This is a genomic window from Ruania albidiflava DSM 18029 (genome assembly GCF_000421225.1).
Taxonomy (GTDB): Bacteria; Actinomycetota; Actinomycetes; order Actinomycetales; family Beutenbergiaceae; genus Ruania; species Ruania albidiflava.
Map to the genome: position 1 here is coordinate 151,123 of NZ_ATWL01000001.1, position 19,833 is coordinate 170,955.

Annotated in this window: 17 protein-coding genes; 15 read left to right on the plus strand and 2 right to left on the minus strand. The window is 70.5% G+C overall.

From position 1 onward, the window contains the following. The 13 genes from K338_RS0100675 to metK all read left to right on the plus strand — a co-directional run bounded on the left by K338_RS0100675 (position 1) and on the right by metK (position 15,175). Positions 1-1,350, plus strand: coding sequence for an MFS transporter (locus K338_RS0100675; protein ID WP_051154617.1), 1,350 nt, complete (start codon positions 1-3; stop codon positions 1,348-1,350). Next, positions 1,347-2,753 (plus strand): pyridoxal phosphate-dependent decarboxylase family protein, encoded by a 1,407-nt coding sequence (locus K338_RS0100680; protein WP_022916256.1) that lies wholly within the window; start codon positions 1,347-1,349, stop codon positions 2,751-2,753. The genes K338_RS0100675 and K338_RS0100680 overlap by 4 nt, the downstream gene beginning before the upstream one ends. A gap of 222 nt (positions 2,754-2,975) precedes the next feature. Further along, positions 2,976-3,530, plus strand: coding sequence for a bifunctional pyr operon transcriptional regulator/uracil phosphoribosyltransferase PyrR (pyrR, locus tag K338_RS0100685; RefSeq protein ID WP_022916257.1), 555 nt, complete (start codon positions 2,976-2,978; stop codon positions 3,528-3,530). After that, positions 3,527-4,492 carry an aspartate carbamoyltransferase catalytic subunit gene (locus K338_RS0100690; protein ID WP_022916258.1) on the plus strand — a complete coding sequence of 322 codons (966 nt, stop codon included), beginning with the start codon at positions 3,527-3,529 and terminating at the stop codon, positions 4,490-4,492. Before pyrR ends, K338_RS0100690 begins: the two co-directional genes overlap by 4 nt. Next, entirely contained in the window at positions 4,489-5,814 is a 1,326-nt protein-coding gene (locus K338_RS19660; RefSeq protein WP_022916259.1) for a dihydroorotase, read from the plus strand. Before K338_RS0100690 ends, K338_RS19660 begins: the two co-directional genes overlap by 4 nt. A 38-nt stretch (positions 5,815-5,852) precedes the next feature. After that, positions 5,853-7,058: a glutamine-hydrolyzing carbamoyl-phosphate synthase small subunit gene (gene carA, locus K338_RS0100700; RefSeq protein WP_211218181.1), complete on the plus strand. Its 1,206-nt coding sequence runs from the start codon at positions 5,853-5,855 to the stop codon at positions 7,056-7,058. Then, positions 7,058-10,372, plus strand: coding sequence for a carbamoyl-phosphate synthase large subunit (gene carB, locus K338_RS0100705; RefSeq protein WP_022916261.1), 3,315 nt, complete (start codon positions 7,058-7,060; stop codon positions 10,370-10,372). The genes carA and carB overlap by 1 nt, the downstream gene beginning before the upstream one ends. After that, the gene (pyrF, locus tag K338_RS19665) at positions 10,369-11,304 is read left to right on the plus strand and encodes an orotidine-5'-phosphate decarboxylase (protein ID WP_022916262.1); all 936 of its coding nucleotides are present in this window, start codon (positions 10,369-10,371) and stop codon (positions 11,302-11,304) included. The genes carB and pyrF overlap by 4 nt, the downstream gene beginning before the upstream one ends. A gap of 66 nt (positions 11,305-11,370) precedes the next feature. Continuing rightward, positions 11,371-11,682 (plus strand): integration host factor, actinobacterial type, encoded by a 312-nt coding sequence (gene mihF, locus K338_RS0100715; RefSeq protein WP_022916263.1) that lies wholly within the window; start codon positions 11,371-11,373, stop codon positions 11,680-11,682. Then, positions 11,675-12,256 carry a guanylate kinase gene (gmk, locus tag K338_RS0100720; protein ID WP_022916264.1) on the plus strand — a complete coding sequence of 194 codons (582 nt, stop codon included), beginning with the start codon at positions 11,675-11,677 and terminating at the stop codon, positions 12,254-12,256. The genes mihF and gmk overlap by 8 nt, the downstream gene beginning before the upstream one ends. 144 nt (positions 12,257-12,400) lie before the next feature. Beyond that, entirely contained in the window at positions 12,401-12,664 is a 264-nt protein-coding gene (gene rpoZ, locus K338_RS0100725; protein ID WP_022916265.1) for a DNA-directed RNA polymerase subunit omega, read from the plus strand. A 7-nt stretch (positions 12,665-12,671) separates the two neighbouring features. Next, entirely contained in the window at positions 12,672-13,970 is a 1,299-nt protein-coding gene (gene coaBC / locus K338_RS19670; protein WP_022916266.1) for a bifunctional phosphopantothenoylcysteine decarboxylase/phosphopantothenate--cysteine ligase CoaBC, read from the plus strand. Next, on the plus strand, positions 13,967-15,175 hold the full coding sequence (gene metK / locus K338_RS0100735) for a methionine adenosyltransferase (protein ID WP_022916267.1): 1,209 nt from the start codon (positions 13,967-13,969) through the stop codon (positions 15,173-15,175). The genes coaBC and metK overlap by 4 nt, the downstream gene beginning before the upstream one ends. 14 nt (positions 15,176-15,189) lie before the next feature. Here metK and K338_RS0100740 read toward each other — a convergent pair whose 3' ends face one another. Together K338_RS0100740 and K338_RS0100745 are read right to left on the minus strand one after the other, a co-directional pair. Continuing rightward, positions 15,190-15,780: an HNH endonuclease signature motif containing protein gene (locus tag K338_RS0100740; protein ID WP_157612131.1), complete on the minus strand. Its 591-nt coding sequence runs from the start codon at positions 15,778-15,780 to the stop codon at positions 15,190-15,192. Further along, the gene (locus K338_RS0100745) at positions 15,671-16,507 is read right to left on the minus strand and encodes a DUF222 domain-containing protein (RefSeq protein WP_022916269.1); all 837 of its coding nucleotides are present in this window, start codon (positions 16,505-16,507) and stop codon (positions 15,671-15,673) included. The genes K338_RS0100740 and K338_RS0100745 overlap by 110 nt, the downstream gene beginning before the upstream one ends. Positions 16,508-17,000: 493 nt before the next feature. Here K338_RS0100745 and K338_RS0100750 point away from each other — a divergent pair, with 493 nt between their 5' ends. Continuing rightward, the gene (locus K338_RS0100750; RefSeq protein ID WP_157612135.1) at positions 17,001-19,106 is read left to right on the plus strand and encodes a primosomal protein N'; all 2,106 of its coding nucleotides are present in this window, start codon (positions 17,001-17,003) and stop codon (positions 19,104-19,106) included. Positions 19,107-19,210: 104 nt separating this feature from the next. Beyond that, positions 19,211-19,831, plus strand: a complete 621-nt coding sequence (locus K338_RS0100755) for an HAD family hydrolase (protein ID WP_022916271.1) — start codon at positions 19,211-19,213, stop codon at positions 19,829-19,831. Positions 19,832-19,833: the final 2 nt, after the last annotated feature.

Here is a 19,833-nt window from a genome sequence, read left to right on the forward strand (position 1 = left end):
ATGCCCGCCCCCGTCAGCCCCCGCGTGCGCACCAGCTATGCGCTCGGGTCGGTGGGGACGGGTGGTTTCGGCACGCTGCCGGGCCTGGTGCTCAGCTACTACCTGACCGACACGCTCGGCGTCGCGGCCGGTCTCGCGTCGCTGGTGGTGACGGTCCCGAAGGTGTGGGACGTGGTCATCGACCCGTTCATCGGCCGGCTCGCCGACCGGTACGCCGCCCAGCACTCCTCGCGGGTGCCGTTCATGCTCGTCGGGGCGCTCACCCTGCCGCTGACCTTCACTGCGGTGTTCGCCGCCCCGCTGACCGGGCCGGCGGGGGCCGCCTGGGTGGTGGGCGCGTTCGTGCTGGCCACCAGCTCGTTCAGCCTGTTCCAGGTGCCCTACATCGCGCTGCCGGCCGACCTGGCGCACGACTACCACGCCCGCACCCGGCTGCTCGCCCCGCGGATCGCAGTGCTGGCGGTGGCGATCCTGCTGTTCGGTGCCGGGGGCCCGGCCGTGCGGGACGCCGCCGGTGGCGGGGCGAGCGGCTACCTGCTGATGGGCGTGGCGTGCGGTCTGCTGATGGCCGGTGGGATGCTCGCCACCACGATGGGTGCCGGGCGGGCGGCGCGCGGGCAGGTGCAGGTGGCCGCTGCGGAGACGGCCGGCACCGGTGCGCTGCGCGCCGGCTGGCACGCGGTGCGCACCAGCGCCCCGCTGCGGGCGCTGCTGGGCACGTTCATGCTGCAGGCGCTGGCCACCGGGGCGATGCTCGCCGCCGCCCAGTACGTGGCCACCTACACGCTGGGCGAGGAGTCGGCGGTGACGTTCCTGTTCGCCGCCCTGGTGGCCCCGGCGCTGCTGGTGATGGTGCCGGCGCAACGGCTCGCGGAGCGGGTGGGCAAGCAGCGGGCGTTCGTGGCGGCGACCGTGCTGTTCGCGGTGGCCGCCGGCTCGTTGCTGCTGATGGCGGCCAGCCCCGGTGTCTGGGTGTATGTGAGCGTGGCGCTGGCGGGTGTCGCCTACGCTGGGATGCAGCTGTACCCGCTGGCGATGCTGCCGGACGTGATCGCCGCGGACCGGGAGGTCTCCGGGGACCGGGCCGGGGTGATCTCCGGGGTGTGGACCGCGGGGGAGACCGCCGGTCTGGCCCTCGGGCCCACGCTGGCGCTGCTGGTGCTGGCGGTCACCGGGTTCGTCTCCCGCACCGGTGGCCGGGTGCTGGACCAGCCGCCCAGCGCCCAGACCGGGGTGGTGCTGATCTTCAGCGTGCTGCCGGCGGTGCTGGCGCTGGCCTCCCTGCTGCCGTTGCGGCGTTACCGGCTCGAGGAGAGCCACCAGGTCGACAAGGAAGGAGCGGGTCCGTGACCACGACCGATGACGTGCTGAGCGAGCTGACCCGGCTGCGGGCCGGAGACCCACCCACGCACGGGGGCCGGGTGCTCTCGTACGTGTACGACCACGGCCGGCCGGAGCTGGACGAGCTGGTGGCTGCTGCTGTGCAGGCGTTCCTGCCGGTGAACGGTCTCGATCCGACCACGTTCACCTCGGTGGCGGTGCTGGAACGGGACCTGGTCGCCTTCTCCCGGTCGGTCCTCGGCGGGGACAGCGGGGTGGTCGGGTCGGTCACCTCCGGTGGGACCGAGTCCTGTCTGCTCGCGGTCAAGGCGGCCCGGGACTCCTGGATCGCCCGCAACCCCGGTGGGCGGCCGGTGCTGGTGATGCCGACGACGGCGCACCCCGCATTCCGCAAGGCCGCCGCGTATCTGGGGGTCGAGCTGGTCGAGGTCCCGGTCTCACCCGGGTCCGGGACGTGCGGTGCCGCTGCGGTGCTGGCCGCTGTCGCGGCCGCCAGCGACGGGGGAGCCGCACCGGCGATGGTGGTGCTCAGTGCACCGAGCTACCCGTTCGGGGTGCTGGACCCGGTCGCGGAGGTGGCCGAGGTGACCGCAGAGCTGGGCATCTGGTTGCACGTGGACGCCTGCATCGGCGGCTGGTTGCTGCCCTGGTGGCCCGGCGAGGTGCCCGGGTGGGACTTCCGGGTGCCGGGGGTGACGTCGGTGTCCGCGGACCTGCACAAGTACGGGTACGCCCCGAAGGGTGCCTCGGTGGTGCTCTACCGGGGCCGGGAGAACCACCGGGCGCAGTACTTCGCCACCGCATCGTGGCCGGGCTACCCGGTGGTGAACCCGACCGTGCTGGGTTCCCGGTCGGCGACCGCGCTGGCCGCTGCCTGGGCGATCACCCGCACCCTGGGGGCGGCGGGGTATGCGGAGCTCGTCGCCGAGACCGCGGCTGCGACGACGAAGATCCGCTCCGCGCTCGGTGGTATCGAGGGGCTGACCGTGGTCGGTGACCCGGCTGGTGCGTTGCTGGCGTTGCGCGCCGACCCGGCGTGCGCCCCGGCCCGGCAGATCGACCCGTTCCTGCTGGTGGACGCGGTGCGGGAGCGTGGGTTCCTGCTGCAGGCCCAGCCGGCGCTGCAGCAGTCGGACGGCACCGGGCTGCCACGGACAGCGCACCTGACCCTGACGGCGGTCTCCGCGCGGATCGACTCCGAGCTGATCGAAGCGCTGGTGGCCGCGGCGAACCAGGTGCGGGGCCGCAGCGCCCCGCCGCCAGATCCTGCTCTGGTGGCGCAGGTGGCCGCCGAGGGGCTGCCGGAGAAGCTGGCCGGAGTGATGTCCACCCTGGAGGCGATGCCGAAGGACCAGGCGCCGGCGGCGCTGGTGGACCTGCTGGCCGGGGTGATCGACCCGGACGCCGGCTGAGCCGATAACTCCACCATCTCGGCGGGGGTGCACTTGTGGTCGTAAATTCGGCGGATTGCGACCATAGGTGCACCCTCCCGCAGCCACAAGTGCACCCGCGGCTGGCACGTGGTGCCGGTCACAGCCGTGGCGTACCCAGGTGGCGGGCGCAGACCGCTATGCTCGGTCCTGGCACTCATCCTTTAACACCGTCCAGTGAGGCGGAGAAGGAGGCACCTGCCGGTGAACTCTGGCGCCCAACCCACGGTCGTCCTCTCAGGTGACGACATCCACCGGGCACTGACCCGGATCGCACACGAGATCCTGGAACGGAACAAGGGCGCCGCCGACGTGCTGCTGCTCGGCATCCCCACCCGGGGTGTCCCGCTCGCGGCCCGGCTCGGCACCCGCATCCTCGCCGCCGAGGGCCGCCCGGACTCTGACCTGGACCAGCTGGTCGGCACGATCGACGTCACGATGTACCGCGACGACCTGCGCCGCAACCCCACCCGAGCGCTGGAGCCCACCCGCATCCCGGCTTCCGGCCTGCAGGAGAAGGTGGTGGTGCTGGTGGACGACGTGCTCTACTCCGGCCGAACCGTGCGCGCCGCGCTGGACGCGGTCTCCGAGATCGGCCGGCCCCGCGCCGTGCAGCTGGCGGTGCTGGTGGACCGCGGCCATCGCGAGCTGCCGATCCGGGCGGACTTCATCGGCAAGAACCTGCCCACCTCCCGGGAGGAGCGGGTGAGCGTGCAGCTCACCGAGCTGGACGGCACGGATGCGGTGGTGCTGTCATGAGGCACCTGCTCTCTGCGGCCGACCTCAGCCGTGCCGAGGCGATCGAGATCCTGGACACCGCTGCCACGATGGCCGCCACCCAGTCCCGGGAGATCAAGAAGCTGCCCGCGCTGCGCGGCCGGGCGGTGGTGAACCTGTTCTTCGAGGACTCCACCCGCACCCGGATCTCGTTCGAGGCGGCCGCCAAGCGGTTGTCGGCGGACGTGATCAACTTCTCCGCCAAGGGCTCCTCGGTGTCCAAGGGGGAGTCGCTGAAGGACACCGCGCAGACGTTGCAGGCGATGGGTGCGGACGCCGTGGTGATCCGGCACGACGCCTCCGGTGCGCCACAGCGGCTGGCGACCTCCGGGTGGATCGATGCCCCGGTGATCAACGCCGGCGACGGTAAGCACCAGCACCCCACCCAGGCGCTGCTGGACGCGTACACCATCCGCCGGCACCTGGTCGCCGACCGCACCGGTGCGGGCCTGGACGGCCTCCGGGTGGCCGTCGTCGGCGATGTGCTGCACTCCCGGGTCGCTCGCTCGAACGTCGACCTGCTGCACACGCTCGGGGCCGAGGTCACCCTGGTCGCCCCACCCACTCTGGTTCCGGTCGGGGTGGAGACCTGGCCGTGCCAGGTGTGCTACGACCTGGACGCCACCCTGGACGAGCACACCCCGGACGCGGTGATGATGCTCCGCGTGCAGCGGGAACGGATGTCCGCCGCCGGGGGCGGGTTCTTCCCCTCGGCTGCGGAGTACTCTCGGCGCTACGGCCTGGACGCCGCCCGGCTGTCCCGGCTGGCCGAGCACACCATCGTGATGCATCCGGGGCCGATGAACCGTGGCCTGGAGATCTCCGCGCAGGCCGCCGACTCACCTCGCTCGACCGTGGTGGAGCAGGTGGCCAACGGGGTGGCGGTGCGGATGGCCGTGCTCTACCTCCTCCTTGCCGGCACCGACGAAGGGACGCACCCATGACCGCCTACCTGATCCAGGGCGCGCGCCTGTACGGCGAGGAGCGCGCCGACCTGCTGCTGACCGACGGCCGGATCGCCGCCACCGGTAGCGAAGCAGCCGACGCTGCGCCTGTGGGCACGGTCCGCATCGACGCGGACGGCCTGGTCGCCCTGCCCGGGCTGGTGGACCTGCACACCCACCTGCGCGAACCGGGCCGGGAGGACGCCGAGACCGTGGCCTCCGGCACTCGGGCTGCCGCCGCCGGCGGGTTCACCTGCGTGCACGCGATGGCCAACACCACCCCCACGGCCGACACCGCCGGTGTGGTGGAGCAGGTCTGGCGGCTCGGCCAGGACGCCGGCTGGGCCGAGGTGCGTCCGATCGGTGCAGTGACCGTGGGCCGGGCGGGCACCCAGCTGGCCGAGCTCGGTGCGATGGCGGACTCCGCTGCTGCCGTGCGGGTGTTCTCCGACGATGGCGACTGCGTGCACGACCCGGTGCTGATGCGCCGCGCCCTGGAGTACGTGAAGGCCTTCGACGGCGTGGTGGCCCAGCACGCGCAGGAACCTCGCCTCACCGAGGGTGCGCTGATGCACGAGGGTGTGGTCTCCGCCGAGCTGGGCCTGACCGGCTGGCCGGCGGTGGCCGAGGAGGCGATCATCGCCCGGGACGTGCTGCTCGCCGAGCACGTCGGCTCCCGGGTGCACATCTGCCACGTGTCCACCGCCGGCTCGGTGGAGATCATCCGCTGGGCCAAGCAGCGCGGCATCCAGGTCACTGCCGAGGTCACCCCGCACCACCTGGTGCTGACCGACGAGCAGGTGCGCGGCTACGACCCGCAGTTCAAGGTGAACCCGCCGCTGCGCACCGCCGAGGACGTCGCAGCCCTCCGCGCAGCACTGGCGGACGGGACGATCGACATCGTCGCCACCGACCACGCCCCGCACCCACGCGAGGCGAAGGACTGCGAGTTCGCCGCTGCTGCGATGGGTATGACCGGCCTGGAGACCGCCGTCGGGGTGGTCGCAGCCGCGATGATCGCCCCCGGCGAGCACGCCTTCACGTGGGCGGACGTGGCCCGCACCCTGTCCACGGTGCCGGCCAGGATCGGCCGTGTACCGCACCAGGGCCGGCCGCTGGCGCCGGGTGAGCCGGCGCACGTGACCCTGATCGACCCGGAGCGCTCCTGGCGGGTACACCCGGAGGACCTGCACACCGCCAGCGAGAACACTCCGTTCACCGACCGAGAGCTGCCGGCGCAGGTGGTGGCCACCTTCTTCCGCGGAGTGGCTACTGTGCTCGACGGCGACGTACGCAACGACCGAGAGGGCGCACCAGCGTGACCCAGCCAGCCTTGACCCCGAGCCACGACGACCGGGCGATGCTCGTCCTGGAGGACGGCACTGTGCTGCACGGGCGCGCCTACGGCGCCCGTGGGGCGACGTTCGGTGAGATCGTCTTCTCCACCGGGATGACCGGCTACCAGGAGACCCTCACCGACCCGTCCTACCACCGGCAGATCGTGGTGATGACCGCACCGCACATCGGCAACACCGGCATCAACGACGAGGACCCGGAGTCCACCCGCATCTGGGTCTCCGGCTTCGTGGTCCGTGACCCCGCGCGGCGTGCGTCCAGCTGGCGGTCCAACCGGGAGCTGGAGGACGAGCTGCGCGAGCAGGGTGTGGTGGCCATCGCCGAGGTGGACACCCGCGCCCTGACCCGGCACCTGCGCGATGGTGGGGTGCTACGTGCCGGCATCTTCTCCGGTGACGCGCTCCCGGACCTGCCCGGCGAGCTCGGTACCGCCGCCCTGCTGGAGCAGGTGCTCGCCTCCCCGGGCATGGCGGGTGCGGACCTGGCGGGTGAGGTGTCCACGACGACGGCCTACGTCGTCGAGCCGATCGGCGCGTTCGAAGGCAAGGAACCGGTGGCCGTGGTCGCCGCCCTGGACCTGGGGATGAAGTCGATGACCCCGCAACGACTCGCCGAACGGGGCGTACGGGTGCACGTGCTCCCGGCGTCGGCCACGTTCGCCGACGTGCAGGCGACCGGTGCGGACGGGGTGTTCTTCTCCAACGGACCCGGTGACCCAGCCACTGCCGACGAGCCGGTCGCGCTGTTGCGCCAGGTGCTGGAGGAGGAGATCCCGTTCTTCGGTATCTGCTTCGGCAACCAGCTCCTCGGCCGGGCGCTCGGCTACGGCACGTACAAGCTCGCCTACGGGCACCGCGGCATCAACCAGCCGGTGCAGGACGTGACCACCGGGAAGGTGGAGGTCACCGCGCACAACCACGGCTTCGCCGTCGACGCACCGCTAGGTACCGAGTCCATCGCACCGCACGAGGGCGGGCGGTACGGCCGGGTGATCGTCTCCCACGTCGGCCTGAACGACAACGTGGTGGAGGGCCTGCAGTGCCTGGACCTGCCGGCGTTCTCGGTGCAGTACCACCCGGAGGCGGCGGCCGGACCGCACGACGCCGCCTACCTCTTCGACCGGTTCGTCGCGATGATGACCAGCCCTGACAGCGGGCCCGCACCCGCTGCCGCCACCACCCCGTCCACCCACCCCGCGAAGGAAGCCTGATGCCCCGCCGCACCGACCTGTCCAGCGTCCTGGTGATCGGCTCCGGCCCGATCGTGATCGGCCAGGCCGCCGAGTTCGACTACTCCGGGACCCAGGCGTGCCGCGTGCTCCGCGAGGAGGGGCTGCGGGTGATCCTGGTGAACTCCAACCCGGCCACGATCATGACCGACCCGGAGTTCGCCGACGCCACCTACGTCGAACCGATCACCCCGGACGTGGTCGCCTCGATCATCGCCAAGGAACGCCCGGACGCGCTGCTGCCCACCCTCGGTGGACAGACCGCCCTGACCACCGCCGTCGCCCTGCACGAGGCGGGTGTGCTCGCCGAGCACGGCGTGGAGCTGATCGGTGCGAACATCGAGGCGATCCACCTCGCCGAGGACCGGGAGAAGTTCAAGGGCGTGGTGGAACGCTGCGGGGCGGAGTCTGCGCGCAGCGAGATCTGCCACTCGATGGACGAGGTGCTCGCGGCGGTGGAGCACCTGGGCTACCCCCTGGTGGTGCGTCCGTCGTTCACCATGGGCGGTCTGGGCTCCGGGATCGCCTACGACGAGACCGACCTGCGGCAGATCGCCGGTGCGGGGCTGCACTACTCGCCGACCACCGAGGTGCTCCTGGAGGAGTCGATCCTCGGCTGGAAGGAGTACGAGCTGGAGCTCATGCGCGACGGTGCGGACAACGTGGTGGTGGTCTGCTCGATCGAGAACGTGGATCCGGTCGGGGTGCACACCGGTGACTCGATCACCGTGGCACCCTCGCTCACCCTCACCGACCGGGAGTACCAGACGATGCGGGACGTGGGCATCGCGGTGATCCGTGAGGTGGGTGTGGACACCGGCGGGTGCAACATCCAGTTCGCCGTGCACCCGAGGACCGGACGCATCGTGGTGATCGAGATGAACCCGCGGGTGTCTCGCTCCTCGGCGCTGGCCTCCAAGGCCACCGGCTTCCCGATCGCGAAGATCGCCGCGCGGGTGGCGATCGGCTACACCCTGGACGAGATCCCGAACGACATCACCGGCTCCACCCCAGCCTCCTTCGAGCCGACGCTGGACTACGTGGTGGTGAAGGTACCGCGGTTCGCGTTCGAGAAGTTCCCGGCCGCGGACCCGACGCTGACCACCACGATGAAGAGCGTGGGGGAGGCGATGGCGCTCGGGCGGAACTACACCGAGGCGCTGCAGAAGGCGATGCGTTCGATCGACGTGCCCGGGTCGTCGTTCGACTTCTCCGGCGAGGCACCGGATGCGGAGACCACTGCGGCGCTGCTAGAAGCCAGCCGCACACCGACCGACCACCGGATCCATGACCTGATGCGCGCGATCCGGGGCGGCGCCAGCCTCGCCGAGGTGGTGGAGGTCACCGGGATGGACCCGTGGTTCGTAGACCAGCTGTTCCTGCTGCACGAGGTTGCTGAGCAGGTGCGGGCCACCGAGACGCTGACTGCCGACGTGCTCGCGCTGGCGAAGCGGCACGGCTTCTCCGACGCCCAGCTCGCTGGTGTCCGCGGCCTGGCCGAGGAGACGGTGCGCGAGATCCGGCACGCGTACGGGCTGCGGCCGGTGTACAAGACGGTGGACACCTGTGCCGCGGAGTTCGCCGCGCAGACCCCGTACCACTACTCCTGCTACGACAGCGAGACCGAGGTGGAACCGCGGGACCGGCCGGCGGTGATCATCCTCGGTTCGGGGCCGAACCGGATCGGGCAGGGCATCGAGTTCGACTACTCCTGCGTGCATGCGGCGCTGGCGCTGTCCGACCGGTTCGAGACCGTGATGGTGAACTGCAACCCGGAGACGGTCTCCACCGACTACGACACCGCGGACCGGCTGTACTTCGAACCGCTCACCCTGGAGGACGTGCTCGAGGTGTACCACGCCGAGCTCGCCGTGGGACCGGTGGCCGGGGTGATCGTGCAGCTCGGTGGGCAGACACCGCTGAGCCTGGCCGCTGGGCTGGAGCAGGCCGGTGTGCCGATCTGGGGCACTCCGCCGGCGGCGATCGACGCCGCCGAGGACCGGGGCCTCTTCGGCCAGGTGCTGCTGCGGGCCGGGCTGCCGGCGCCGGCGTTCGGCACCGCCCGGACTCTGGACGAGGCCCGGGAGATCGCTGACCGGATCAGCTACCCGGTGCTGGTTCGTCCTTCCTACGTGCTCGGTGGGCGCGGGATGGAGATCGTCTACGACGATGCGCAGCTGACCGACTACGTCATCCGCGCCACCGGCACCGACCGCGAAGGCATCCTGCCGGCGCCGGTGCTCGTGGACCGATTCCTGGACCAGGCGATCGAGATCGACGTGGACGCCCTCTACGACGGCACCGAGCTGTACCTGGGTGGGGTGATGGAGCACATCGAGGAAGCCGGTATCCACTCCGGCGACTCGGCCTGCGTGCTCCCACCGGTCACCCTCTCGGACTCGATGATCGCCCGGATCCGTACCTCCACCGAGGCGATCGCCGACGGCGTAGGGGTGCGTGGGCTGATCAACATCCAGTTCGCCTTGGCTGCTGATGTGCTCTACGTGCTCGAGGCCAACCCGCGGGCGTCCCGTACCGTGCCGTTCGTGGCCAAGGCCACCGGGGTGCCGCTGGCCAAGGCTGCGGCACTGCTGATGAGCGGCCGCTCGATCGACGACCTGCGTACCGCTGGCATCCTGCCCGCTGTGGACGCTGCCTGCACCGACCTGGACGCACCGCTGGCGGTGAAGGAGGCCGTGCTGCCGTTCAAACGATTCCGCACTGCCTCGGGGCAGGTCGTGGACACTGTGCTCGGCCCGGAGATGCGCTCCACCGGTGAGGTGATGGGCTACGACGTCGACTTCCCGCTCGCGTTCGGCAAGTCGCAGGCAGCCGCGTTCGGGGGGCTGCCGACCTCCGGGACGGTGTTCGTGTCGGTGGCCGACCGGGACAAGCGGTCGCTGACGTTGCCGTGCAGCCGGCTCACCGAGCTGGGCTTCACGTTGATGGCCACCTCCGGTACGGCCAGTGTGCTGCGCCGCAACGGCATCCCGGCCGAGGTGGTGCGCAAGGCCTCCGACGGGCGCGGACCGAACGGTGAACCGACGATCGTGGACCTGATCCACGAGGGGGCCGTGGACATGGTGGTGAACACGCCCGGGTCGAAGGGTGCTCGTGCGGACGGGTACGACATCCGCACCGCGACGACGGCGGCAGACAAGGCGATCGCGACCACGGTGCAGCAGTTCACCGCGGCGGTGCAGGCGATCGAGGCGATCCGGCGAGGTCCGTTCCACGTGCGCTCGTTGCAGGAGCACGACGCTGCGCGGGCGAACCGGATCGAGGCGCGGGCATGACTGCTCCCGACGCGGGTGGTCCGGCTGGCGCAGGTGACCACGTCGGCGCCGTACCCGCCCCGTTCGGGCAGCGGTTGAGCGATGTCGCCGACCGGGTCGGCCCGCTGTGCGTGGGCATCGACCCGCACCCCGGGCTGCTCACCGCCTGGGGCCTGGGCGTCGATGTGACGGGGCTGCGTGAGTTCGCCCTGCGCACCGTTGAGTCGCTCGTCGGTGCGGTCGGCGTGGTCAAGCCACAGTCTGCGTTCTTCGAGCGCTTCGGCAGCGCCGGGGTCGCCGTACTCGAGGAGGTGGTCGCCGCCTGCCGGGCGGCTGGGCTGCTGTGCATCATCGACGCCAAACGTGGCGACATCGGATCGACGATGGACGGCTATGCGGCCGCCTATCTCACCGAGGGCTCGCCGCTGGCCGGCGACGCGGTCACACTCTCCCCGTTCCTGGGCGCCGGCTCCCTCAGCGGTGCGATCGAGGTCGCCCGTGCCAACGGCCGCGGGGTGTTCTTGCTGGCGCTGACGTCCAATCCCGAAGGGGCATCGGTGCAACATGCCCGGAATGCCGACGGGATGTCGGTCGCTGCCGGTGTGGCTGCCGCCGCAGCGCGGTCGAACGCCACAGAGCGGGCCGCTGGTGACGAGCTGGGGCCGGTGGGCCTGGTGGTGGGTGCGACCATCGGCAGTGCAGCGACCGAGCTGGGTCTGGACCTGGCGAGCGTCGGAGGTCCGCTGCTGGCGCCCGGTCTGGGCGCACAGGGTGCCGGTCCGCAGGACCTGGCCACGGTGTTCGCAGCAGCTACGCGGGCCGTCGTCCCGACCAGCTCGCGCGGGGTGCTGGCTGCGGGACCGGACCCGGCCGCGTTGGCCACAGCGGCACGTTCGCTCAACGCTATGCTGAGAGGCCTACGCACACCGGCGTCCGGGTCGACCAAGGCTTGATCGGGCCCGCCCCGGCTCGCTAGGTTGCCAGACATACCCTGTCCCCGACGCTGAAGGTGACCCGCTGTGGCTCTTCCCCCACTGACACCGGAGCAACGCGCCAAGGCGCTCGAGAAGGCGGCTGAGGCCCGAGCGGCGCGCGCGGAGGTGAAGAACCGGTTGAAGTACTCCGGTGGCAAGCTCTCCGAGGTGATCGCGGAGGGACAGCAGAACGATGCGATCGGCAAGCTGAAGGTGCTGGCGCTGCTGGAGTCGCTGCCCGGGGTGGGCAAGGTCACCGCCCGGTCGGTGATGACCGAGGTGGGTATCTCGGAGTCCCGCCGGGTGCGTGGGCTCGGCCCGCAGCAGGTCGCCAAATTGGTCGAGCGGTTTGGCTGAGCCGGGCACGCACCCGGCTCGTCTGACTGTCCTGGCTGGTCCCACGGCCGTCGGCAAGGGGACGGTTTCTGCGGATGTCCGGGCCCGGTATCCGCAGATCTGGCTGTCTGTCTCGGCCACTACACGCCCCCCGAGGCCGGGGGAGGTGGACGGTGTGCACTATCACTTCCTCGCCCCGGCAGAGTTTGCCCGGATGGTGGCCGAGGGGGAGTTCCTGGAGTGGGCGGTGGTGCACGGCCGGAACTCCTACGGCACGCCCCGGGCTCCCGTGGAGGAGCGGCTGGCAGCCGGGCAGCCGGCCTTGCTGGAGATCGACCTGCAAGGAGCCCGGCAGGTGCGGCAGACCATGCCGGACGCGCAGTTCGTGTTCCTCGCCCCACCGAGCTGGGAAGAGCTCGTCCGTCGGCTGGAAGGTCGCGGTACCGAGGATGCGCAGGAGCGGGCACGCCGGCTGGTGACCGCTGAGGTGGAGCTGGCTGCAGCATCGGAGTTCGACCACACGATCGTCAACGACGACGTCCACCGCGCCACAGACGAGCTCGCTGCGCTGATGGGCTGCACCCCGCAGCCGTGAGACCGTTGCTGCCCAGGCGCGGTGGCGCAGCGCACTGTGCGCCGCAGGTGGACCCGGCCGCCACGACCGCTAGAATGGACAGCTGGTGCTCTGCGCCGACATGTCAGCGTCCGGGGACAGCGTCCCCGTGGAGATGAGGAACCTATGACTGGAATCGTGGCTGCCCCTGAGGGCATCACCGACCCGCCGATCGATGACCTGCTGCAGGCCGCCGACTCGAAGTATGCCCTGGTGATCTACTCGGCCAAGCGGGCCCGGCAGATCAACGCGTACTTCGCCCAGCTGAACGAGGGCCTGTTGGAGTACGTCGGTCCGTTGGTCGAGACGCAGCCGCAGGAGAAGCCGCTGTCGATCGCGATGCGGGAGATCAACGACGGTCTGTTGAGCCTGGAATCGTCCGAGGACTGACCGCACCATGCGCATCCTGCTCGGTGTGAGCGGGGGGATCGCCGCGTACAAGGTTGCGATCGTGCTGCGACAGCTGCGCGAGCAGGGCCACCGGGTGCGGGTGATCCCCACCGACGCCGCGCTGGAGTTCGTCGGCAGGGCCACCTGGGAGGCGCTCAGCGGCGAAGTGGTGACGACGACGGTGTTCGAGGGCACTGAGCAGGTGGACCACGTGCGGCTAGGCCGCGAGGCGGACCTGATGGTCGTCGCACCTGCGACGGCGGACCTGTTGTCGCGTGCCGCCACCGGGCGCGCGGACGACCTGCTCACCACCACACTGCTCACCGTCACGTGCCCGGTGCTGCTCGCACCGGCGATGCACACGGAGATGTGGGCCCATCCAGCCACCCGCGCGAACGTGGCGACCCTGCGGGAGCGCGGTGTGCATGTGCTGGATCCTGCGGTGGGCCGACTCACCGGTGCGGACTCGGGGGCGGGCCGGATGCCGGAGCCGGAGGAGATCGTGGCGGCGGCGCTGGCCCTGCGGAAGCGTGCTGCGGGTGAGGGAGCCACCGGCAGCGATGTGCCGTCCGGCACCGGGAGTCTTCACGGTCGGACCGTTGCAGTCAGCGCGGGTGGCACCCGCGAGGCACTGGATCCGGTGCGATTCCTGGGCAACCGGTCGTCGGGCCGTCAGGGAGTGGAGCTGGCTCGGGTGGCGGCGCAGCGTGGGGCCACTGTTCACCTTGCCGCGGCGAACGTGGATTCTGCGTTGCTACCCGACGGGGTGACGGTGCACCCTGTCGAGTCCACCGCTGAGCTGCAGGCCACGATGACGGCCCTGGCTGCGGACGCAGACGTGCTGGTGATGGCTGCAGCGGTGGCGGACTTCCGGCCGGCGCAGTCCGCCGGGACGAAGACGAAGAAGCGGGCTGATGGGTCGGTGGCACCGATCGAGCTGGTGCAGAACCCGGACATCCTCGCAGGGCTCGTCGCCGCCCGGCGCCCAGCGCAGGTCATCGTCGGGTTCGCTGCGGAGACGGGTGACGAGCACGGTTCGGTGCTGGAGCACGGGCGGGCCAAGGCCAGGCGGAAGGGCGCAGACCTGCTGGCGGTGAACGCCGTCGGGCAGGATGCAGGCTTCGGCGACGTTCCGAACGCAGTGCACCTGCTGGATTCGGCTGGGGAACAGGTCGGCGCGGCGAGCGGGACCAAGCACGAGGTGGCTGAGGGGATCTGGGATGCGGTCGGGACGCTGCTCAGCGAGCGGTCGACCACTGGGCGCGGCCACGCGGCCGCGCCGCGGACCGGTACAGTCGGCTCGTGACTTTGCGCCTCTTCACCTCCGAGTCTGTCACCGAGGGGCATCCCGACAAGGTGGCGGACCTGATCTCGGACTCGATCTTGGACGCCATGCTCGCTGCCGACCCGCATTCACGGGTGGCCATCGAGACGCTGGTGACCACGGGGCTCGTGCACGTGGCCGGTGAGGTCACGACATCGAGCTATGTGGAGATCCCGAAGCTGGTTCGGTCGGTGGTGAACCAGATCGGGTACACCTCCTCCGACATCGGGTTCGACGGCGACTCCTGCGGGATCTCGTTGTCGATCGGGCAGCAGTCCAGCGACATCGCCCAGGGGGTGGACAAGTCGCTGGAGTCGCGCACGGACAGCGCGGACCACTCCGAGTACGACCTGCAGGGTGCGGGCGACCAGGGGTTGATGTTCGGCTACGCGTCGGACGAGACGCCAGAGCTGATGCCACTGCCGATCCTGCTCGCGCACCGCATCTCGGCCCGTCTGGCACAGGTGCGCAAGACGGGAGAGGTCCCAGGGCTGCGGCCTGATGGGAAGACGCAGGTGACGATCGGGTACGACGGCGACCGGCCGGTGGCGCTGGACACGGTGGTGCTCTCGACGCAGCACGAAGCCAGTGTTCGGCTGGAGGACCAGCTCACGCCGGCCATCCAGCAGGAGGTCGTCGAGCACGTCGTGGTGCCGCTGGCCGAGCAGCTGGGCCTGGACGTGAGCGACTACCGGCTGCTGGTCAACCCCACCGGCACGTTCGTGATCGGTGGGCCGATGGGTGATGCGGGTCTGACCGGTCGGAAGATCATCGTGGACACCTACGGTGGTATGTCGCGGCACGGTGGGGGAGCGTTCAGCGGGAAGGACCCGTCCAAGGTCGACCGCTCGGCCAGCTATGCGATGCGCTGGGTGGCGAAGAACGTGGTGGCCGCTGGGCTGGCGCGCCGGTGCGAGGTGCAGGTGTCCTACGCGATCGGCCGTGCGCACCCGATCGCCATCTACGTGGAGACGTTCGGCACGGAGACAGTACCGGCCACCCAGATCTCGGCGGCGATCCGTGCAGTCTTCGACCTGCGACCGGCGGCCATCATCCATGAGCTGGACCTGCTCCGCCCGATCTACGCCCTCACCTCGAACTACGGCCACTTCGGCCGTGAGCTTCCCGAGTTCACCTGGGAGCGGACCGACCGCGTGGAACAGCTGAAGGCTGCCGTCGCGGGCTGATCGCGTGGAACAGCTCACAGTCGTCGTCGCGGACTGATCCTGTCGCTAGGTCTGTTGTCGACCCGCCCGGCACCTGTTGCGCTCGTGCCGTGGCCGCCCGGCGTGTCTCTGCCTCCCGCGCCGGTGGTTCCGGCGCCTCGTCTCACTCTCGTTGCGGCGGTCAGCAGGATGCCGTTGTCGGTGCTGGTGCGACCGCCGTGGTACCACCACAGGCAGTGGTGGATCTCCCCGATACCGGGCGGGGCGGCACATCCCGGGTACTGGCAGCAGCCGTCACGGGCGATGATCGCCCGCGCCTGGGCAGGGGTGAACAACCGCTCGGTGCGTCCAGAGTCCAGCACCTGACCCTCGGGGCCGAAGACGACCCGGTGGAGCTCGCCGTCACAGAGCAGCTTGACCAGCTGCCCGTGCGGGACCGGCGTCCCGTCGGAGAATGTCCCGGGCACCACCCCGCGCAGCTGGTCGAGGTCGAGGGTGGTGGGAATGACGACGCCGTCACAGCACGCGGTGCGGTCTGCCTGGGCCTCCTCTTGCGCACCGGCCAACAGGCCGAACGCCGTACCGTCGAACGGGCCCGGTTCCTCGGCACAGCTGCACCAACGCATCGGCGCGCTGCTGCGCCGGAGTACGGTCGTCGTCAGCGGCAGGCGTGCCGATGATCGCTCTCAGAGTCTCGGCGACCACCTGCCCCTCTTCTAGGCCGAGCCAGCCGTGCACGTCTGTGCCATCGAGGACCGGGGCGACGAACAGCTCCCGCTTCGCCGTAGCGTCCCGCCAGCAGCGGTCGGCTGCGTCAGGATCGGTGCGGGTGGCCCACTCCTTGAGTGCGCGGGTGAACTCCTCGACCGGTAGCTTCTGCGCCTGCGCCACCAGGAACGCCTCGCCCATCTCCTCGTCCAGGAGCTGCCCACGCTGGGCCTCGGTCTTCGTGAAGCGGGCCAGCACCTTCGCATGCTCGCCGCCCATTCGGCCCTCCGCCAGCGCCCGAGAGGTCAACGGCAACCTGTCCCGCAGGTCCCTGGCAAGCAGCTGCGTCGCACGACCCGTCGAACGCCGGCGATGGGTATGCAACCGCCACCACTGAGCGAAGGTTCGATATCCGGTGGCCGTCCATGCCTGGCCCTGGTCGACTCCACCCGCAGACGCTGTCACCAACGCTTCGCTTGCCCGCGTGACAGCCTCCACCCCGGCAACGACCTGGCCTGCCTCGGCCTCGCTGAAGGATCCGAACGGCCACCGCGCCAACACGCACAGCTCCTGCCGCACCACGGCCAACCGGTCGACCAGCTCGGCTGCGTCCACCGGCACCCGCTCGTCTGTGAGCATCGACATCGATCCTTCACCTCCTTTTGGTCGATGGTCTCGAAACAAATCCGTATGTGTGTTCGAGTACGCACTTACTGTATCCCGACACACTGACATCATGGCGGCACCCAGCACACCTGCTGCTCATTCGCCCCAGCTATGCCACGATCACGCACGTAGCGTCAGTACCTGACGACGGTCACCAGCCCGTACGTCACGACGCACGACAGCCGGTATCGCCGCACCAGACGATCATCGCTCGACATCCACCGCAGCACGCTCGGCACTCAGGCCCTACCATCCGGCACCGACGAACGCGATAACCAACAAGAGGGAGCTGTGGATATCGAGACATTCATTCGCGCCACGAGGAGCTGCTCTTTCTTCGCAGCACGCACATGTGCTGAAGAATCCTTGTTCGCGAGAGCACGGGGGCGTTCTGGGTCGAAGAAGCGAACGTTGGGATTGTTCTCCCCACGCGGTGTGCACGGCGTCGGTGGCTCGTGATGAGATCAGCACTGTGACCCAGACCCACCAGCCCAGCCTGCTGGACGTGCGCAGCGCGCCACGTCCGCAGGCTGACGTGGCGGGGGTCGCCCAGGTGCTGGTGGATGTGTCCCTGCCGCACCTCGATCACACCTTCGACTACGCGATCCCGACGAAGCAGACGGACCAGGTCCGGCCAGGGGTGCGCGTGAAGGTGCGGTTCGCCGGTGTGGAACGGGACGGGTTCGTCGTCTCCCGCACCGCGCGTCCGAACCATGAGGGCACGCTGGCCCCGCTGCGCCGAGTCGTCTCCGGCGTACCGGTGCTCACCGGGGCTGTGCTGGACCTCGCTCGTGCGGTCTCAGCCCGCTATGCGGGCACCACCATGGATGTGCTGCGGCTCGCCGTACCGCCGCGTCATGCGCAGACAGAGAAGTCTGTGTTCGACAAACCGTCGGTGACCGCTCCGCAGTGGCGGGAGGAGCCCGGTGCTCTCCCAGATCCAGGAGCAGGGTCTACGCCTGAGCTCGCACCAGAACCCTGGTCTCCCTACCCTGGCGGCGCTGCCTTCCTCCGGCGGCTGCAGGCGGGAGATGCGCCTCGCGCGGTGTGGTCGGCACTGCCGACAGGACCGGTCGGCGTGCGGAGCGCGGAAGCTCCTCGCGCCGAGCAGCAGCTCGTCTCCGGCACCCACTGGGCGCATGCGATCACCGCTGCCGCAGCTGCCACCGTCCTCGGTGGCCGGACTGTCGTGGTCTGCCTGCCTGACAAACGTGACGTCGACACGCTGCACGAGGTGATGTCCACTGCCGGGCTCGAGCACGTGGTGCTCACTGCGGAGCAGGGGCGGGCAGCACGGTATCGCCGGTTCCTGCTGGCGCTGACCGGGCAGGCGAGAGTGGTGATCGGTACCCGCTCGGCCGCCTTCGCACCGGTCGGGCAGCTCGGGCTGGTGGTGTGCTGGGACGACGGTGACGACCTGCACATCGAGCCGCGCGCCCCCTACCCGCACATCCGCGAGGTGCTCGCGCTGCGAGCGAACCTGGCGGGAGCCGCCGCACTGTTCGGCGGTTTCGTGCGCACACCGGAATCACAGCTGTTGGTGCGGGACGGGTGGGCCCGGGCGCTCCAGGCGCCGCGCGCGGTGGTGCGCGAGCATGCGGCACGCGTGCAGGCGCCCTCGGACGTCGATCTTGACCGGGAGGGTGCGGCTGGTCGGGCGCGGGTTCCGGGTGCGGCGATCCGGATGCTCCGTGCTGCGTTGGCGGACGGCCCGGTACTGGTCCAGGTGCCTCGCGCGGGTTACCTGCCCGTGGTGGCGTGCGTGCAGTGCCGCACGCCCGCCCGCTGTACCCACTGCCATGGTCCGCTCGCGCTGGCACGTGGTGACGGGGGTGCTCGGTGCTCCTGGTGCGCCCGGGCGCAGCTGGACTGGCGTTGTCCGGAGTGCGAGCACACCGGTCTGCGGGCAGTGCGGGTGGGGTCGCAGCGCACGGCTGAAGAGCTCGGTCGCGCCTTTCCTGGTGTGCTGGTGCGTACCTCTGGGGCCGACGGCGGAGTGTTGCCGAGCGTTGATGGCGCACCGCAGCTCGTGGTCGCCACACCGGGGGCAGAGCCGACGGCCGAGGGTGGCTACACGGCCGGGCTGCTGCTCGATGCGAACGTGCTGTCCTCTCGTCCGGAGCTGGGGGCCGGTGTGGAGGCACTGCGCAGGTGGATGCGTGCCGCTGCCCTGGTGCGGCCCCAGCACCGGGTGATGCTCCTTGGTCATGGCGCCCCGGTCCCGGTGCAAGCACTGGTGCGCTGGGACCCGGCGGGCTTCGCTGACCGTGAGCTGGACGAACGTGCGGAGCTGGAGTTCCCGCCACTGGTCCGGATGGCAGCGATCACCGGGGACGCCTCTGCCGTGCGAGCGTTCGCCCGGCGTCTGGAGCTACCGGACGAGGCAGTGCTGCTCGGCCCTGTGCAGCTGACCGAGGCTGAGCGAGGGGAGGAGGTCCAGGTACAGCTGCTTGCCCGCGCACCGCGAGAGCACGGACCGGCGCTGGCCCGCACGCTCATGCACGCGCAGGCGATCCGCAGCGCCCGGAAGGAGGCAGGTTCGCTGCGGGTACGGATGGACCCGGACCGGTTGACCTGACAGCCCTGCTGGCGTCCCAGCCTGGGAGGTGAGCGTCTGCTGCCCGGGGACACGCCGAGACCACGGCGTGCTCCGCCGTCGTGCGGATGTGATGGGCTGGTGCCATGACTGCGATCGACACGGTGGTGTTCGACTTCGGCCAGGTGCTGGTGGGCTGGGACCCGCGGCGGGTGTGGGCCGACGACCTGACCCCTGAGCAGGCCGACGACCTCCTGCACAGGGTGGGCTTCGCCGTCGTGAACCGGAGGCTGGACGCTGGCGCCCGCTGGGCGGACATCCGACCGGAGGTGGCTGCAGAGCTGGGTGATGACGTCCGCCACCTGGACACCTACCTGCGCGAGTACCACCGTTCGCTCACCGGGCCGGTCGAGGGGATGAGCGCTCTGGTCGAGGATGTGCGACGTGCCGGCGTGCGCACTGTCGGGCTGACCAACTGGGCTGCGGAGACGTTCCACCATGCGGCGGGCGGAGCCCCGGTCATCGGCACGATCACAGAGGTGCTCGTCTCCGGCCGGGAGGGGGTCGCAAAGCCCGACCCGGCGGTCTTCGCGCTGGCCGAGGAGCGGTTCGGCCTGGTGCCCGGGCAGACGGCGTTCCTGGACGACTCGGAGGCAAACGTCTCCGCAGCGCGTGCAGCCGGATGGCAGGCACACGTGTTCCTCGGCGCGGCGGAGGCCCGCTCCTGGTTGCACAGCCTCGGTCTGGCGCTTCCTGCTGCGGGCTGAGC

Excerpts from the sequence above, each read along its gene's own strand:
- K338_RS0100690 (WP_022916258.1), top strand. The coding sequence starts at position 3,527 with ATGAGGCACCTGCTCTCTGCGGCCGACCTCAGCCGTGCCGAGGCGATC.
- K338_RS0100745 (WP_022916269.1), bottom strand. The coding sequence starts at position 16,507 with ATGTCGATGCTCACAGACGAGCGGGTGCCGGTGGACGCAGCCGAGCTG.
- carB (WP_022916261.1), top strand. The coding sequence starts at position 7,058 with ATGCCCCGCCGCACCGACCTGTCCAGCGTCCTGGTGATCGGCTCCGGC.
- carA (WP_211218181.1), top strand. The coding sequence starts at position 5,853 with ATGCTCGTCCTGGAGGACGGCACTGTGCTGCACGGGCGCGCCTACGGC.
- pyrF (WP_022916262.1), top strand. The coding sequence starts at position 10,369 with ATGACTGCTCCCGACGCGGGTGGTCCGGCTGGCGCAGGTGACCACGTC.
- K338_RS0100755 (WP_022916271.1), top strand. The coding sequence starts at position 19,211 with ATGACTGCGATCGACACGGTGGTGTTCGACTTCGGCCAGGTGCTGGTG.
- K338_RS0100675 (WP_051154617.1), top strand. The coding sequence starts at position 1 with ATGCCCGCCCCCGTCAGCCCCCGCGTGCGCACCAGCTATGCGCTCGGG.
- K338_RS0100740 (WP_157612131.1), bottom strand. The coding sequence starts at position 15,780 with ATGCGTTGGTGCAGCTGTGCCGAGGAACCGGGCCCGTTCGACGGTACG.
- rpoZ (WP_022916265.1), top strand. The coding sequence starts at position 12,401 with ATGACTGGAATCGTGGCTGCCCCTGAGGGCATCACCGACCCGCCGATC.
- K338_RS19660 (WP_022916259.1), top strand. The coding sequence starts at position 4,489 with ATGACCGCCTACCTGATCCAGGGCGCGCGCCTGTACGGCGAGGAGCGC.
- coaBC (WP_022916266.1), top strand. The coding sequence starts at position 12,672 with ATGCGCATCCTGCTCGGTGTGAGCGGGGGGATCGCCGCGTACAAGGTT.